Source organism: Alcaligenes faecalis (assembly GCF_002443155.1).
GTDB classification, from domain to species: domain Bacteria; phylum Pseudomonadota; class Gammaproteobacteria; order Burkholderiales; family Burkholderiaceae_B; genus Alcaligenes; species Alcaligenes faecalis.
The window spans coordinates 1,735,381-1,750,474 of record NZ_CP023667.1 but is presented as its reverse complement, the minus strand read 5'-3'; the positions used below and the strand labels follow the sequence as shown (position 1 = coordinate 1,750,474).

Annotated in this window: 13 protein-coding genes; 3 read left to right on the top strand and 10 right to left on the bottom strand. The window is 56.9% G+C overall.

The window, feature by feature from the left end; genetic code table 11:
- Nucleotides 1-6: 6 nt before the first annotated feature.
- Nucleotides 7-1,200: an MFS transporter gene (locus CPY64_RS08170; RefSeq protein WP_042480580.1), complete on the bottom strand. Its 1,194-nt coding sequence runs from the start codon at nucleotides 1,198-1,200 to the stop codon at nucleotides 7-9.
- Nucleotides 1,201-1,302: 102 nt separating this feature from the next.
- Here CPY64_RS08170 and CPY64_RS08165 point away from each other — a divergent pair, with 102 nt between their 5' ends.
- Nucleotides 1,303-2,232 carry a LysR family transcriptional regulator gene (locus CPY64_RS08165; RefSeq protein WP_042480577.1) on the top strand — a complete coding sequence of 310 codons (930 nt, stop codon included), beginning with the start codon at nucleotides 1,303-1,305 and terminating at the stop codon, nucleotides 2,230-2,232.
- Nucleotides 2,233-2,238: 6 nt separating this feature from the next.
- Here the strand turns inward: CPY64_RS08165 and CPY64_RS08160 are convergent, their stop codons facing one another.
- The 7 genes from CPY64_RS08160 to CPY64_RS08130 form a co-directional block, all read right to left on the bottom strand.
- Nucleotides 2,239-2,697, bottom strand: a complete 459-nt coding sequence (locus CPY64_RS08160; protein ID WP_042480573.1) for a GNAT family N-acetyltransferase — start codon at nucleotides 2,695-2,697, stop codon at nucleotides 2,239-2,241.
- A gap of 123 nt (nucleotides 2,698-2,820) precedes the next feature.
- A complete protein-coding gene (gene glnA / locus CPY64_RS08155; RefSeq protein ID WP_042480569.1) occupies nucleotides 2,821-4,233 on the bottom strand; it encodes a type I glutamate--ammonia ligase in 1,413 nt (470 codons plus the stop codon).
- A gap of 227 nt (nucleotides 4,234-4,460) precedes the next feature.
- The gene (gene hemW / locus CPY64_RS08150; RefSeq protein WP_042480566.1) at nucleotides 4,461-5,675 is read right to left on the bottom strand and encodes a radical SAM family heme chaperone HemW; all 1,215 of its coding nucleotides are present in this window, start codon (nucleotides 5,673-5,675) and stop codon (nucleotides 4,461-4,463) included.
- A 4-nt stretch (nucleotides 5,676-5,679) separates the two neighbouring features.
- A complete protein-coding gene (gene rdgB / locus CPY64_RS08145) occupies nucleotides 5,680-6,291 on the bottom strand; it encodes an RdgB/HAM1 family non-canonical purine NTP pyrophosphatase (RefSeq protein WP_042480563.1) in 612 nt (203 codons plus the stop codon).
- Nucleotides 6,292-6,444: 153 nt separating this feature from the next.
- Entirely contained in the window at nucleotides 6,445-7,182 is a 738-nt protein-coding gene (gene rph, locus CPY64_RS08140; RefSeq protein ID WP_026482596.1) for a ribonuclease PH, read from the bottom strand.
- A 29-nt stretch (nucleotides 7,183-7,211) separates the two neighbouring features.
- Nucleotides 7,212-9,833 (bottom strand): AAA family ATPase, encoded by a 2,622-nt coding sequence (locus CPY64_RS08135; protein ID WP_042480560.1) that lies wholly within the window; start codon nucleotides 9,831-9,833, stop codon nucleotides 7,212-7,214.
- Nucleotides 9,823-10,941 carry a metallophosphoesterase family protein gene (locus tag CPY64_RS08130; RefSeq protein ID WP_042480556.1) on the bottom strand — a complete coding sequence of 373 codons (1,119 nt, stop codon included), beginning with the start codon at nucleotides 10,939-10,941 and terminating at the stop codon, nucleotides 9,823-9,825. The genes CPY64_RS08135 and CPY64_RS08130 overlap by 11 nt, the downstream gene beginning before the upstream one ends.
- 145 nt (nucleotides 10,942-11,086) lie before the next feature.
- Here CPY64_RS08130 and CPY64_RS08125 point away from each other — a divergent pair, with 145 nt between their 5' ends.
- The gene (locus CPY64_RS08125) at nucleotides 11,087-12,019 is read left to right on the top strand and encodes a YicC/YloC family endoribonuclease (protein WP_042480553.1); all 933 of its coding nucleotides are present in this window, start codon (nucleotides 11,087-11,089) and stop codon (nucleotides 12,017-12,019) included.
- A 611-nt stretch (nucleotides 12,020-12,630) separates the two neighbouring features.
- Nucleotides 12,631-13,392, top strand: a complete 762-nt coding sequence (gene nudC / locus CPY64_RS08120) for an NAD(+) diphosphatase (RefSeq protein ID WP_042480550.1) — start codon at nucleotides 12,631-12,633, stop codon at nucleotides 13,390-13,392.
- A gap of 8 nt (nucleotides 13,393-13,400) precedes the next feature.
- Here nudC and CPY64_RS08115 read toward each other — a convergent pair whose 3' ends face one another.
- Together CPY64_RS08115 and CPY64_RS08110 are read right to left on the bottom strand one after the other, a co-directional pair.
- A complete protein-coding gene (locus CPY64_RS08115; RefSeq protein ID WP_042480547.1) occupies nucleotides 13,401-13,856 on the bottom strand; it encodes a MarR family winged helix-turn-helix transcriptional regulator in 456 nt (151 codons plus the stop codon).
- Nucleotides 13,857-13,927: 71 nt separating this feature from the next.
- Entirely contained in the window at nucleotides 13,928-15,085 is a 1,158-nt protein-coding gene (locus CPY64_RS08110; RefSeq protein WP_042480545.1) for an FAD-dependent oxidoreductase, read from the bottom strand.
- Nucleotides 15,086-15,094: the final 9 nt, after the last annotated feature.

Here is a 15,094-nt window from a genome sequence, read left to right as displayed (position 1 = left end):
GTAGTGTTAGTGATCAGTTGTTTGCATTTGATCGTCACTCCTGGAGGGCTTGGCGGCGGCCCCTCGCATTAAAACGGGCAAGGCAAGCGCGACCAGGGCGGTCAGTAGCAGCAAGACATTCAGCGTTGATAGGGACATGTCCAGCGTACCGAGAAGCAGGGAGGGAACCGCCAAGGCAATAAAGCTGCCAATATGGTTGCTCGTGGTCTGCAAAGCCATGAAACGGCCCCGCTGAGCTTGAGTGGGATAGCTGGCGCTGCAGGCGCTGGCGCACACCAGGCGGCAGTAACTGCCAATCATGAACAGGATCATGAATCCGTAGGCGGTCCCCCACCCCAGGGCCAGCATGGCCAAGGACAAGAGCAAGATCAGCGTGCCCAGATCAGATACCAAGGTCTCCCCCCATTTCTTGATGCCCGTGACAGACAGGCGTGAGGCCACCAAGGCAGCGACCCCACCCAACATGAATATCGCTGGCATCTGCTGCAATTGAGTGCCGTAACGTAGTGCCAGAATGGGGATCAGGACCGGGATCAGCAACAGTGAGCCTGCCTGTGCGATAGCCGGCAGGCTTAGCCAGCGCCAGGCTTCTTTACCCATAGCCAGCTGTGATGCTCGAGCAGCAAGGGGCGGGCTGGAAGGCAGATAGCGATAGGCAATGGCAGCGGCAAACAGGCAAAGCCCAGCCAGAACCATCAAGGCGATACGCCAACCCAGCTCCACCGCGATGAACAAGGTGGCGGGCATGCCGATAATGCTGCCCAAGGCAAAGGCGCTGACCACAATGGCAATCGCGTCGGTCCGTTGCTCCGCATTCATGCCGTTCAGCAGCAAGGTCAGGGCGGCGCTCATCAAGAAACCACCTAACAAACCGGCCCCAAAACGCAGCAAGATAAACAGACCAAACTCTGAGCTGACGGCTCCCAAAGCGGTCAATACAGCCAAAAGAATCAGCGCCAGCAGCAATAAAGGCTTGAGAGTGGCTCGGTGCATCCAGCGAGCGGCCAAGATACCCGATAAAGCGGCGGCGCCCATATAAGCGGAGGCGGCATAACCGGCATAAGTAGCTGGAACAGTAAAGTCCATCGCCATCCAGACGAACAAAGGCGTTAAGGCCATGAACTCCAGAGCATGAACAAACTGGATGAAAGAGACGGCACGGGCACGAAGCCGGGGGTGAAACACTTCAGAATCAGACATGGCGAGACGTATAAAGAGAGAAGGCTCCAGCCTAATTCTTCGTGGTTTTGATAAGTAGTCTCTATAATTTGAATATCAAATTATCAAAACCGGGATAATCCTATGACTTCCCAGCTGAATCTGAATGCCTTGCGGGTTTTTGTCCAAGTCGCTGAAAGCGGTAGTTTTACGGCCGCAGCCCAGGCACTGGATTTGCCAACCTCCAATGTCAGCCGCTATGTGGCGCAACTCGAGCGGCAGATTGGTCAGCGTTTACTGGAACGTAGTTCCCGGCAGTTGCGCTTGACCAGTGTGGGCCAAGGCCTGTTCGATACGGTTCAGCCCTGGTGGGGAGCATTAAAACAAGCCGAGCAGGATTTGCTGGATCAGCGTACCCGTTTGTCGGGACGCTTGCGGATTTGCATCCCCTCCGAGGTAGGGCCGTTTTTATTGGCGGGGATTTTGGCGGATTTTGCGGCGCAACATCCGGAGCTGGAGCTGCACTGTCAGACCAATCTGGAAGGTCCAGGGGTACTGGCGCAGGATTTTGATCTGGCTTTGCTGATGTGTCGGGGGGCTTTGCCGGACAGCAGCCTGGTGGTGCAGGAGTTGTGTTCTTTTGATTGTCAGGTCGTCGCCGCGCCTGCTTTGATCCAGCAATACGGTATGCCCACCAGCCTGGAAGAGTTGGAGCACTTGCCCTGCATTACGACTGATACGGCTTTGGATGGCCAGGCCTGGCAGTTTGTCTTACCCGATGGTCGCTTTCAAATTCTGAATGTTCCCAGCCGTTTTCGTGTGAATAGCGGCTTGCTGGCAGGAGCTGGTGCCGTCAAAGGGCTGGGTTTTGCAATGCTGGCGCAGCAAGGGTGTGAAAAAGAGATCAAACAAGGGCGCCTGGTTTCCGTTCCCCTGCCCTTGCCTCCTGCCCCTTTGCGTCTGGTACTGGCGTATACACATAGACGGCATTTGTCGAACTCGGCGCGTGCCTTGATTGAGTATCTTAAGGCGCAAGACGATATTTCCGCTTTGCCTGGCTTAAGTGAGCAGTAGACCCTATCAAGCGATGACAGCCGCTTTGACCATATCAATATGAGCAATGCCGTCCTCGTCGTAGATCTCGCCCACAGGTTCAAAACCTAAAGAACCGTAGAATTTCTGTAAATGCGCTTGTGCGCCAATGCGTATGCCTGCGCCAGGATAGTGGGTTTCTGTAAAGCGAATGGCTTCAGCCACCAGTGCATAGCCAATTTTCAGGCTGCGGAACTTGGCTAGGGTCAGGACACGGCCAATGGAAGGCTCCTCATACTTCAAGCCAGGCTCCACAACGCGGGCATAGGCAGCCAGTTCGCCGTCTTTGAGCACGGACAAATGCCAGGAATCCAGATCCAGGCCGTCAACTTCCTGGTAGGCGCAAGCCTGCTCCACGACAAACACGGCCTCGCGAGCCTGGATGATTGTGTACATTTCCCGCGTGGACAGATCGTCCAGCCGTTTCCATTGAAAATCCAGGTCCATCTCTGCTTCCATGACGATAGTGATTTATAGACTGCGTATGGTAATCGTCTGAACGGAGAATAAAAAGAGCGGCCCGAAAGCCGCTCTTTTTGATCGTGCTGGCCAACGCCAGCGCCTTCGATCTTACAGGCTGTAGTACATGTCGAATTCGACCGGATGCGGCACCATGCGCAGACGGGTGATTTCGGCTTGTTTCAGCTCGATGAAGGCGTCCAGCATTTCATTGCTGAACACACCGCCACGGGTCAGGAATTCGCGATCTTTGTCCAGGGACTCGATCGCTTGTTCCAGTGACACACAAACGGTTGGGATTTTTGCATCTTCTTCGGGGGGCAGATCGTACAAGTTCTTGTCGGCTGCATCGCCGGGGTGAATCTTGTTCTGCACACCGTCCAGACCGGCCATCATCAAGGCCGAGAAAGCCAGGTATGGGTTGGCCATTGGATCGGGGAAGCGGGCTTCCACACGTCGTGCCTTGGGGTTGCTGACGTAAGGAATGCGGATCGAGGCCGAACGGTTACGGGCGGAGTACGCCAGTTTGACCGGAGCTTCAAAGTGCGGCACCAGACGCTTGTAGGAATTGGTCGTGGGGTTGGTGATGGCGTTCAGGGCACGGGCGTGCTTGATGATGCCGCCAATGTAGAACAACGCGAACTCGGACAGACCGGCGTATTCGTTACCGGCAAACAAGTTCTGGCCGTCTTTCCAGATAGACTGATGCACGTGCATGCCGGAACCGTTGTCACCAACGACGGGTTTGGGCATGAAGGTGGCTGTTTTGCCATAAACATGCGCCACGTTGTGGACGGTGTATTTCAGGATTTGGTTCCAGTCGGCACGCTCGACCAGAGTCGAGAAGCGCGTGCCGATTTCCAGTTGACCGGGGGCCGCCACTTCGTGGTGATGGATTTCAACAGGAACGCCCTGCTGTTCCAGCAACAAACACATTTCGGAGCGCAAGTCGGCAAACGAATCCGTGGGCGAAACAGGAACGTAACCGCCTTTGACACCAGGACGGTGTCCCAGGTTGTTGCCATTGAGTTCCAGACCGCGCGACCAGGGGGCTTCTTCGGAACGAATCTTCACGAAGCTGCCCGACATGTCGTCGTTCCAGGTAATACCGTCGAACACGAAGAATTCTGGCTCGGGACCAAAGTACGCGGTATCGCCCAAACCGCTGGAGCGCAGGTAGGCTTCAGCACGCTTGGCCAGCGAACGTGGATCGCGGTCGTAACCCTTCAGATCGGAGGGCTCGACCACATCGCAGGTCAGAATCAGGGTGGGCTCTTCACGGAACGGGTCCATACGGGCGGTTCTGGCGTCCGGGATGAGCAACATGTCCGAGGCTTCAATTCCTTTCCAGCCAGGCAAGGAAGAGCCGTCAAAAGCGACACCAGACTCGAAGCGATCCTCGTCCACCGCGTGTGCGGGGGTGGTCAAGTGGTGCTCGCGGCCCAGAGTATCGGTAAAGCGGAAATCGACAAACGTGATTTCGCGTTCGGCAATGATCTTCAGAACATCTTCGGGGGAGGACATGATTACTCCAGCGTCAATGACGTTAACAAAAAAGTGAGGAGGAGTGGCGCGGATCATTGTGTAACCCACTAAGGCAGGTCTTCAACACGCTTATCAAAATCGGGGCTGAATTGATGCAAACAGACCGGCATCGATAAATTCGTTATGGCATAGGACTTACCAGAAATTAATTGTAGAGCAATTGTGCAGATGCACAATAAAAAATGTCTTAAATAAACAATTAAATGTCAGGAAGCTTCATCAGGCAGGAATGCTTCCTGTAAATCATTTAAGAATCGCCAGCCTAAATCCGTGGTGCGAATACGAACTGGATCGGACGCCAGCAAACCTTTCTCGATATTGCGCTTGATCACGGGCAGGATGTGAGCAAGGGGCACACCCGTGCGTTCCTGGAAGTACTGGGCGGGTACGCCCTCTTTCAGACGCAGCACATTCAGCATGAACTCAAAAGGCAGTTCTTTCGGCATGACGCGGGCATTGTACGCATAGTGGCTGCCGTCGCGCTTGATGGCGTTCTGCATCCATTGCGCCGGGCTGCGCGTGGTGGCGGTACGGATAATGCGGTCGTGAAAGGACAGTTTGCCGTGGGCACCCGGGCCTATACCGATATAGTCGCCAAATTCCCAATAATTCAGATTGTGGCGGCTATGGCCACCCCGTTTGCTGTAGGCCGAGATCTCGTACTGGTTCCAGCCACGGCTGGCAGTCAGCTCGATCAGGCGGTCCTGCATGGCAGCGCTGTCGTCGTCATCAGGCAAGACTGGCGGATACTTGGCAAAGACCGTGTTGGGTTCCAGCGTCAAATGGTAGAGCGACAAGTGCTCGGGCTCATAAGACATGGCCTGCAAAATGTCCTGCTCGGATTGTGCTGGGGTCTGGCCTGGCAAGGCATACATGACGTCCAGGTTCACGCGGTCTACGGCCTTCATGGCGGCTTCAACGGCCTGCTGCGCTTGCTGGCTGTCGTGAATGCGGCCCAGCGCTTTCAGGGCTTCGTCGTTAAAGCTCTGGATACCCAGGGAAATCCGGTTCACGCCACTTTGCGCAAAATCCATGAAGCGCGAGGCTTCCGAGGCTCCGGGATTGGCTTCCAGGGTGATTTCCGCATCAGGCAACAGGTTCAGATGGGAGCGCAGCAAGGCCAGCATGCGGTCCAGCGCCTGGGCCGACAGCAGGCTGGGCGTGCCGCCACCGATAAAAACGGAAATTACCTGCCTGCCCCAGACCAGCGGCAGGGTTTGTTCCAGATCGGCCTGCAAGGCGTCCAGATATTCGTTTTCGGGCAGTTCAGCGGGTGCTTCGTGTGAGTTGAAGTCACAGTACGGGCATTTGCGTACGCACCAGGGCACGTGCACGTAGACGGACAAGGGCGGCAGGCTGGGCAGCAGAGTGGCAGGTCCAGAGCCAGGCCGGATGCGCACTTCAGGAGAGAAAACAGTCATGTTTTTACTCGGCGGCCAGGCGGGCCAACAAGGCTTGCATGGCTTGTGCCCGGTGGCTGTATTTGTTCTTCACTTCCGGCGAGAGCTGTGCCGCGGTTTGCTTGAACTCGGGCAGATAAAAGTGGGGGTCGTAGCCAAAGCCGTGCTCGCCAGCAGGCTGATCCTGAATTTCCCCTTCCCAGACGCCTTCAATCACGATGGGCCGTGGGTCCTGGGCATGGCGCACATACACCAGAACGGCCACATAACAGGCGCGGCGGTCGCTTTGTCCTTGCAGACGCTGGACCAGCAAGGCGTTATTGGCAGAGTCGGACTTTTCACCGCCCAGTTCGCGGGCAGCAAAGCGCGCGGAGTAGACGCCGGGGGCTTCGTCCAGGGCGCGCACACAGAGGCCGGAGTCATCGGCCAAGGCGGGCAGGCCGCTTAACTGGCTGGCATGACGGGCCTTGGCCAGCGCATTCTCGATAAAAGTGGCAAAGGGTTCCTCAGCCTCGGGAATGTTCAATTGGCCTTGAGGAACCATGCTGATACCGGCCTGGGCCAGGATGGCGGAAAACTCCTTGAGCTTGCCGGCATTGTTGGAGGCCAGCACGACACGCTTGGATTCAGTGTTCATAAGTCGCAGCAGGCGGCAAAGCGCCCTGTTCAGTAAAAATGGCAAGGCGCCGTGCCAGGCAGTGTGTGCTGCATGGGACGGCGTCCCAATAGCGGTTTGTCCCGCTGCCTGGCGGTGTCGCGCAGGGAGCAGGCCAGACCCGTTGCATCGTGATCAGCCCTGCAAGGCTTGTTTCTGGGCTTGCATCAGCTCGGCAATGCCCTGCTCGGCCAGATCCAGCAAGCGGTTCAAGGTGGGGCGCGCAAAGGTCTGGCCTTCGGCCGTGCCCTGCACTTCCACCAGATTACCGCTGCCTGTCATGACGATATTCATGTCCACACCGCAGGCGGAGTCTTCCAGATAGTCCAGATCCAGCACAGGGTTGGATTCAAACACACCGACCGACACGGCCGCCAATTGATCCAGAATGGGCGAGGCTTGCAGCTTGCCCTGCTCTTGCAGGCTGCGTACGGCCAGGCTGGCTGCAACCCAGGCGCCCGTGATGCTGGCGCAGCGGGTGCCACCGTCGGCTTGCAGAACGTCGCAGTCAATGTGAATGGTGCGCTCACCCAGGGCTTTCAGGTCGAAGACAGCGCGCAGGCTGCGGCCGATCAGGCGCTGGATTTCCTGGGTACGGCCATTTTGCTTGCCACGGGCGGCTTCACGGTCCGAGCGCGTGTGCGTGGAGCGAGGCAGCATGCCGTATTCCGCCGTGACCCAGCCCTGCTCCTTGCCTTTCAGAAAGGGAGGGACTTTGTCGAGCACGCTGGCATTGCACAGAACATGGGTTTCACCCAGACGGATCAGTACCGAGCCCTCGGCGTGACGGGTAAACCCGGTCACCAGTTCGATAGGACGGCATTGTGCAGCAGATCGACCCGAGGGGCGTGCAATCGTAGCGTTTTCAGACAAGGCTAGGCTCCGGACAAAATTCAAAACGCCTATTGTACGCCTTGCGGGACGGGCCGTAGCGCAACCCCCATGTCCATCCACTTATCGGCCTGGCAGGTGAAAAGCAGGATCTGATGGCGCTGGGCAGCGTCGTGAATAATGCGCTTCATGGCTCCCAGGCGATCGTTGTCACTGTGGACCAGCACGTCATCCAGAATCAGCAAGGTAGGACGGCCTGCCTGTTGCAGCAAATCCGCATAGGCCAGACGGGCAATCAGGCCGATTTGCTCGCGTGCGCCAAAGCTCAGGCCATCAATATCGTCGGCCAGCCCTTGCCCGCTATCGCGCTGCAGCCAGCGTGGGGCCAGATACTCGTCCAGCTCCACCCGTGCCTTGCCCAGAAGCAGGCGCAGATAGTGATTGATGTGCTTTTGTAGAGGCTCGTGCAATTGTTGGGTCAAGGCGTTGCGCTGTTCTCGCAGGACAGACAACAAAAGGCGCAGGGCTGCGACACGGCGCTCGTAAGTGGCACAACGGCGCTGGCAGTCGTGCAGACGTAGCGAGGTCTGGTCGATTTGCTCTTCCAGGCCTTGCGCACCGTGGGTTTCCAGCTTGGTTTGCACCAGTTGGGCGGCCAGACGGGCCTCGTTATAGCTTTGCTCCTGCTGCTGGGCGCTGCGCTCCAGACGCTCCAGGTCCTGCTCAAGAACCGAGACGGGCAAGGCGGCCAGTTCGGCTTCCAACGCCTTTTGATCGGCCAGTTGCTGCTCGCGTTGCAGGCGCAGTTGTCCCCATTGCTGCTCGCGCTCCTGCTGTGCTTGCTGGCGTTGTGGGTCAGCCCATTGTTGTTCCAGGCTATTGGCTTCGGCCTGGGCCTGCTCAAGACGGGCCTGAGTGCGGGCAACAGCTTCGCGGGCATCATGCCAGTCGCTTTCCAGCGCACGGTACTGCTGCTCGGCCATGGTGGCGGCTTGGGCGATACGGCCCAGTTCCGAGGTCTCGATGGCCTCGCCTTGCGGGCGTTGCGGGGCGATGCGTTGTTGAGCCGCCTGAACCAGACCTTGCAAGTGTGCTTTGCCTTGCGGGGCCAGCGCTTTCATGGAGTTGCGTAACAGTCGGTCTTGTTGTTCTTGTTCCCGATATTGCTCGCGGCGGCGCTCCAGCTCTTCCAGGCTTTTCCCGGCCAGTTGGCCAAGCGTCTGTACGTATTCTTGCTGGGTTTGCGCCAATTGTTGCTGCACTTTACCCAGATCGCGACCACCGGGAATGATGCGTAGCTGGCCCATTCCAGGCAGCTCAATCAAAGTGCTGCCGCTAAGGTGGGCGCGATGCTGACCTTGAATGGATTCGCCGTCCAGCAACAGGCTGGCTCCATCTTGCAGTTCGATCTGCAATTCGGTGGAAATCGTCTCCAGTTGGTGCTGCAAGCGCTGAATAAGCTGGTGTTGCTGGCGTAACTGATCCAGTGCCTCGTCACTGATTTTCAACTGCACCAAGGCGGCACCGCATTGTGCCAGTTGGCTTTCCAGCTTGCCCAGCTCTTCCAACTGCCCTTGCACCTGTTGCAATTGCTGCTGCGTGCCTTCAAAGCTGGCTTGATCTTGAAACCATTGTTGCCAGGTACGGGCGCGTTCCTGTTCCTGCAGGCTGGCGTCTTTATGGCTGCGGGCCTGCTCCAGACGTTGATTCAGGCTATTGAGTGTGCCCTGCTCTTGCTCCAGCTTGGCGACCAGGGACTTCACCTGTGCTGCACGTTGGCTGCGTTGGTTGGCCCATTCCTGGTCGCGTTCCCCGGCCTGCTGATAGAGCTTTTCACGCTCTGCCAGCATGGTCAACGCTTGTTGCAGCTCCTTGGCCCGTTCCTGCAATTGGCGGGCTTGAAGCAACTGCACCTGTACTTGTTTGGCCTGCTCGCGCAGTTGTTCCCAAGGGCGGTTAGCTTCGGCGTGGGCAATTTGCTTACGGGCCTGCGCCAGTTCGTCCACCCATTGCTGATACTGCTGCAAGGCAGACTGCTGGCTCTGTAACTGCTCTTCCAGCTCCTTGGCTTCTTTCTGCGCAGCCAGCCAGACGCCGCGAGGCTGTCCTTGAGCCTGAGTCACATATTGGTCCAGCTGTTGCTGGGCCTGTTCGATCAGATAATCTCCGTCTGCACTGGTCAGATCGGCAATTTCGCTACCCAAAGCCTGCTGCAAGGTGCCGCTGGCGTGTTCAACCGAGCTGCGCAGGTCCTGGCCCTGCCCTTGCTCAATCCACAAAAGGCCAGGCACGCCCCAGTTACGGGCCTGACTGCTGCCTTTGGCGGCGTACTCAAAGCCCATTTGCTGGGCCAGGTATTGCTCGGCCTCGTCATTGTCCAGGTGCTGATTACCGATGTATAAATCGCAGCGTTTGCGTTTCAGGAAACGCTTGCTCAGGCGCATGTCCTGGCCGTTCAGACTGAAATCCAGCTCGATTTCCGGTGCGGCCGAGGAATCGCCCCAAGGCAGGATTTTTGTCAGGCTGCCCGTGCCATAGCGCTCGAAAAACACCGTGCGCAAGGCTTCGGCCAAGGTACTTTTACCGGCCTCGTTCGGAGCGCTGATGATATTCAGGCCCGGTTCCAGCTTGTCCAGTGAGACGGGCTGGCGAAAGCGCTTGAATTGCTCTACGCGCAGAGACTTAATGTGCATGACCACCTTCCTTATCGCGCAGCAAACCGGCCAGAATAAGCAAGGCATCTTCAGCGGCTTGCTGCTGGCTGCCGTGACGCAGCTCCTGCAGTTGTTTCAGGGCAGCTTGCAGATAACCATCGGCTTGCAAGGCGTCCAGATCTTCTTCTGAAGGCGCCAGACGCAAGGCCTCGCGCTGGCAATCCCAGGCGCGGCAACGGGCTTGGGCCTGTCCCAGAATGCTTTCCAGACGCTCAAAACCGCTCAGGCTCAGTTGGCCCGACAGCTCCAGCTCCACCACGCTTTGATCGGTCAAGGCATTCAGTTCCCGCTCCAGCAGGTCCAGATCCGTGTCGTCATTCAAATGGTGCTGGATGCTGCGCCAAGGGTGCTGTGCAACCAGCAAGACTTGAACCACAGGCGTTGCGCCCGGTTCGCTGATTTCCACCAGCAAGGCCTGGCCGGAATCGTTATCCCGAAAGCGGTCCGGCTCGGGTGTGCCGCTGTAGTAACAGCGGTCGTTGATTTTGACGGTGCCGTGCCAGTCGCCCAGCGCCAGATAGTCCAGTTTGGCGCGCTGTACACGGTTCTGATCAATCAGGTTATGGCTGTCCAGATGCTCCAGCACCCCGCTGACGCTGCCGTGTGCCAAACCCAGACGCCAGTAGCCTGCCGGGCTTTCGGCCTGATCGAACCAGTCGCTCAAGTCCTGATAGGTCTGGCGTTGCGTCAAAGGCGCAGGCAGCACCGCAAGTTTCAGGCTATCCAGCAGAAAAAGCTCCGGTGTATCAAGCACATGCACGTAATCGGGAATGCAGTTCAAGCGACGCGCGCGTGTCCAGACGCTTTCGCTCAACGCCGCGTCATGGTTGCCGGGCAGGAGCAGCCAGGGTCCGGTAAAACCCGCCATGGCATTGAAACTGCGGCGTAGATTGCGGTCGCTCAGGGTCTGCGAATCAAAGACGTCGCCTGCGACTACCAACACATCGGCATGATGCTCTGTAGCCAGCGCGGCCAGCTTCTCGATAGCCTTGAAACGCGCCTCAGCCAGGGCGGCCGCGTCCTCCAGCTCAAAACGCGAGTACTGGCGACCTATTTGCCAATCGGCTGTATGCAGGATTCGTAGCATGACTGCCCTTAGTGATAAAAAAAATCGGCCCTTGGAGGCCTTGAATACCTGAAGTATAGAGCTTTGTCGCGGCAAGAGGAGCGGCCAAAGCCGGGACCTGAGAGTACAATTGGCGGCTTTATTCCATTCTTAAAGTGACCCACCCATGATCCGTAGCATGACCGCGTTTGGCAGCGCCAAGGCCGAGTCCGAAGCAGGCACCATCAATATCGAGATGCGCAGCGTCAACAACCGCTTTCTGGACCTGAATCTGCGTTTGCCCGAGGAACTGCGCTTTGCGGAGAATCTGCTGCGCGAGCTGGCCGCCCAGGGCGTACAGCGCGGCAAGCTGGAATTGCGGGTCAACTTTGCCCGTAGCGGCTCGGATCAGCAACGCAGCCTGGATATGGAAGCGGTGGAGCGCACGGCACAGATGCTGCAAGTGGCTCGCGTCGCCATTCCTGACCTGCCTGCACCGGAGCTGCATACCTTGCTGAGTAATCAAAGCGGCAATAATTCGGGCATGGACCCCGAAGTCTGGCTTCCTATGATCAGCCAGGCTTTCGAGGCGGCCTTGCAGGATTTTCAGGCGACCCGAGAGCGCGAAGGCCAGCGTCTGGCACAAGCCATGCTGGATATTCGCCAGGACATGAGCGCCATTGTGGACGAGGTCGAGCAGCACCTGCCCTCGATCCTGACCGAGCAAAAGAACAAGATTGCCACCCGCTTGCATGACGCCTTGCTGCAAGCAAGCCCGGATGGTTTTGCCCTGATTTCGGGCGAAGAGCTGTCTGCCCGCGTCGCCCAGGAAGCCGCTGCTTTTTCCCTGCGTATTGATGTGGCCGAGGAACTTGCTCGCCTGCGTTCGCATTTGACCGAGCTGGAGCTGATTCTGAACGGCGATACCAGTGTGGCGTCCAACAAGAAAAGCACCCGCCAAGGCAGTACCGGCAAGCGTTTGGACTTCCTGTTCCAGGAGATGAACCGTGAGGCCAATACCCTGGGTTCCAAGGCAGGCAGCATGGACATGACGCGTGCCTCTATCGACCTGAAGCTGTGCATTGAGCAGCTGCGCGAACAGACCCAAAACATCGAGTAAAACCAGCCAGCAGCGTATTTTTTGTCTGTCAGCTGTTTGTTTCTTCAGTTGCTGTGTGCTTAAACCGCCGTAAACCCCAGGCTTTATGCGGTTTTTTCAAGAAAACCGTCTTGCTCAGGTCAGGCGGTTTTTTTGTGGGCTTTTTCTGAACAGCCCTAAACTCTCTGCTGCTGTTTTTTTTGAAAGTGGTCTAGTAAAGCCAGGAATAAATACAGACACTTTATAAGCTGCCTTAATATATAAAAATAAAATAGCGATTTTTAAAACAAAAAAATAAAACAAAAATAAGAAATGGTTTTTATGAATAATGAATCCGATTTTAAAAGTTTAAAAACGAATCGCTGGTTTTAAATAAATCCATACTTAATTATCTGTCTACTAATTAGGCGGCTTGCCAGTTTTGTCCTGGGATTTTCTTGACAAGGCCATGTTAAACGTCATCTTTTTGACAGTTGTGTTTCTGGTTTTAAAACGGCGATTTTTTCTCGCTCCGGTCTGGACGCCCTGCTCGGCTCCTTGTGTTTTTTTCTGCTTTTTTTCGCCTTCGCCCTTCCCGTACAATAGCCAGCGCTGTGCTGCTCTTAGGCGGCTTATTAAAGGACAGGAAACACATGAATTTCATTTTTCGTGGAAATGAAATATTGGTCAGCAGCCAAGAAGGACAAGCCTTGATTCCCGCCAAACCCGCGCTGGATTTAGCGCCGGCGCAATGGCATGCGCTTTTTCCGGGTGATGATTGTCAGGATTTTGCCTGCCACGTAGCCGCAGAGACCCCGGCTCCAGACGGTTTTATCTTCCGCCACTTGCGCGGCGTGCTGTCGCAGCTGGACGATCAAGCCAGTATTGTGAATCGGGCATTTCAGGTTTCGGAATGGGCACGAAGCCATCGCTACTGTGGTGTGTGCGGTTCGGGCATGGAGCGTGTGAAGCATGAACTGTGTTTTCGCTGCACCTCCTGTGGCTTCTCGGCTTATCCCCGAATCTCCCCGGCCATGATGGTGCTGATCCGCGACAAGGATCGTATCTTGCTGGCCAGCCATTCCACCTATGCAACGGCGCGCTACACCGCCCTGGCAGGTTTTGTGGAGGCTGGAGAGAATCTGGAAGAAGCCATTCACCGCGAGGTCATGGAGGAAGTGGGACTACTCGTGGACAATATCCAGTATTTCGGCAGCCAGTCCTGGCCTTTCCCGCATTCTTTGATGGTGGCTTATACCGCCGAGTACGCCGGTGGCGATTTGCGCATTCAGGCGGACGAGATCAATGACGCGCGCTGGTTTGGCCCTGGTGACGTCCTGCCCGATCTGCCCCATACCGATTCCATTGCGGGTCGTTTGATTCGGGCCAATTTACCGGGTCAGGCCAAACGTTAAAGCGTGATTCAGGTCGCCAGATGGGTGGCGACATTACGCAGCATGCGGCCCAGGTCCTCGCGCTCATTCGGATTGAGCACAGACAGCGCATCATCAATCATTTTCTTGGCGGCGGGCCAGACTTGTGCATAGCGCTCACGGCCCGTTTCGCTCAAGTAGACGCGCATATAGCGACTGTCGTTTTCATCCGTGCGGCGCTGCACCAATTCGCGCTCTTCCATCTGGTCAATCACCCGGCTCAAGACCGGCTGATGCACCACAATGGCCTTGGCAATTTCCCCGATGCTGCGCCCGTCTTTATCCCACAGGTACTGCAAGACCCGGAAGTGCACATAGGTCATATTGTGCTCACGCAGGGTGGTCGATCTCAGGGTTTGGTCCAGCTTGTAGATAATGTTGGCCATCTGGAAGGCCAGATTGGTTTCTACACTGCTGTCAGGGATGGAGACGGGAGTTTTGCTCATAATGCCTTGGGAGAGTCAGTCCTGCGCTTGCCGCCCCATGAAACCGGAGCGACAAGCGGACCGTCAGTATACTAGCAGAGCTCTGCTTGGATGGTTCCCGTAGGCGTGTGACTGGCGGCGCGGAAAATCTGCGCGTAGCTCCAGGGATTGGCCATGGCAGAACGCACGACCTGCGTACGCACGGCATCGGGCAAGGCACTGATCTCGCCATACAGACAGGACCACTTCTGGCAGTGCTCCACAATCTCGCGTTCATTGTTTTCCCAGGCTTCCAGAGCTTCGGGGATGTCACGCGCATCCTGTACCTTTTCCAGGAAGGTGGCCAGAGCCAGACCATTTTGCATGGCCATGCCGCCACCCTGTCCCAGGTTGGGCGGTTGAGCGTGGGCGGCGTCACCCAGAATCGCCGTGCGTCCACTGGACCAGGTTTTGCAACGCGTCACACTGTAACGACCCCAACTGACCGGGCCGTCAGCGCGTTCAATCAGGTGAGCCCAATGCGGGAACAAGGCGGACCAGTATTCCTTGTCGATCTGGGTATTACTGGCGCGCACATCGTCGTGCGGGCAAGTCAGGGCCAGATAGGTTTGGGTTTCGCTTACCGGCGTAATCAGCAAGCGATGCAGACCGTTCCAGTTCTCGATGTATTTTTGAGCATCTTGTTCATCGGTGTCGCCTGGCTTGCGCTCGATCATGGTGCGCAAGGCTCCCTCGCGGGTTTGCTCGTGCACCAGTTCCAGACCCAGAGATTGGCGGATGCGCGACCAGATACCATCAGCACCCACGACCAGATCAGCACGTAGACGCTCGCCCGAGGCCAGTTGAACTTCCCCGCGTGCGCTGGCGGCAATGACTTCGACATTGGTGCGAACTTTCACGCCCGCGCGCTTGCCCGCTTGCTCCAGCGATTTCAGCAATTGCGAGCGCATCACGGTAATCAGGCGACGATCGGGCGGTGTGGGGCCGCAATCGATAACTTCATTATTCAGATCGCGCTGCTCAAAATGGCTACCGTAGAAAGCGCCTTCAATCGCTTGTTCGTAAGCCCCCAGGGCTTTCAGAACGCGCAGGCCGTTTTCCCAGATATAGATACCGGAGCCATTGGCGCGCAATTCAGATTGGCGCTCCAGCACGGTGATATCCCAGCCGCGTTGCGCCAAAGCGGCGGCGGTTGCCAAGCCACCCAGGCCACCGCCTGCGATCAGGGCACTTAGTTTTTTATCGGACATGCTCGTTTC

Excerpts from the sequence above, each read along its gene's own strand:
- CPY64_RS08125 (WP_042480553.1), top strand. The coding sequence starts at position 11,087 with ATGATCCGTAGCATGACCGCGTTTGGCAGCGCCAAGGCCGAGTCCGAA.
- CPY64_RS08165 (WP_042480577.1), top strand. The coding sequence starts at position 1,303 with ATGACTTCCCAGCTGAATCTGAATGCCTTGCGGGTTTTTGTCCAAGTC.
- CPY64_RS08160 (WP_042480573.1), bottom strand. The coding sequence starts at position 2,697 with ATGGACCTGGATTTTCAATGGAAACGGCTGGACGATCTGTCCACGCGG.
- CPY64_RS08135 (WP_042480560.1), bottom strand. The coding sequence starts at position 9,833 with ATGCACATTAAGTCTCTGCGCGTAGAGCAATTCAAGCGCTTTCGCCAG.
- CPY64_RS08115 (WP_042480547.1), bottom strand. The coding sequence starts at position 13,856 with ATGAGCAAAACTCCCGTCTCCATCCCTGACAGCAGTGTAGAAACCAAT.
- nudC (WP_042480550.1), top strand. The coding sequence starts at position 12,631 with ATGAATTTCATTTTTCGTGGAAATGAAATATTGGTCAGCAGCCAAGAA.
- rdgB (WP_042480563.1), bottom strand. The coding sequence starts at position 6,291 with ATGAACACTGAATCCAAGCGTGTCGTGCTGGCCTCCAACAATGCCGGC.
- CPY64_RS08130 (WP_042480556.1), bottom strand. The coding sequence starts at position 10,941 with ATGCTACGAATCCTGCATACAGCCGATTGGCAAATAGGTCGCCAGTAC.
- CPY64_RS08110 (WP_042480545.1), bottom strand. The coding sequence starts at position 15,085 with ATGTCCGATAAAAAACTAAGTGCCCTGATCGCAGGCGGTGGCCTGGGT.
- glnA (WP_042480569.1), bottom strand. The coding sequence starts at position 4,233 with ATGTCCTCCCCCGAAGATGTTCTGAAGATCATTGCCGAACGCGAAATC.
- CPY64_RS08170 (WP_042480580.1), bottom strand. The coding sequence starts at position 1,200 with ATGTCTGATTCTGAAGTGTTTCACCCCCGGCTTCGTGCCCGTGCCGTC.
- hemW (WP_042480566.1), bottom strand. The coding sequence starts at position 5,675 with ATGACTGTTTTCTCTCCTGAAGTGCGCATCCGGCCTGGCTCTGGACCT.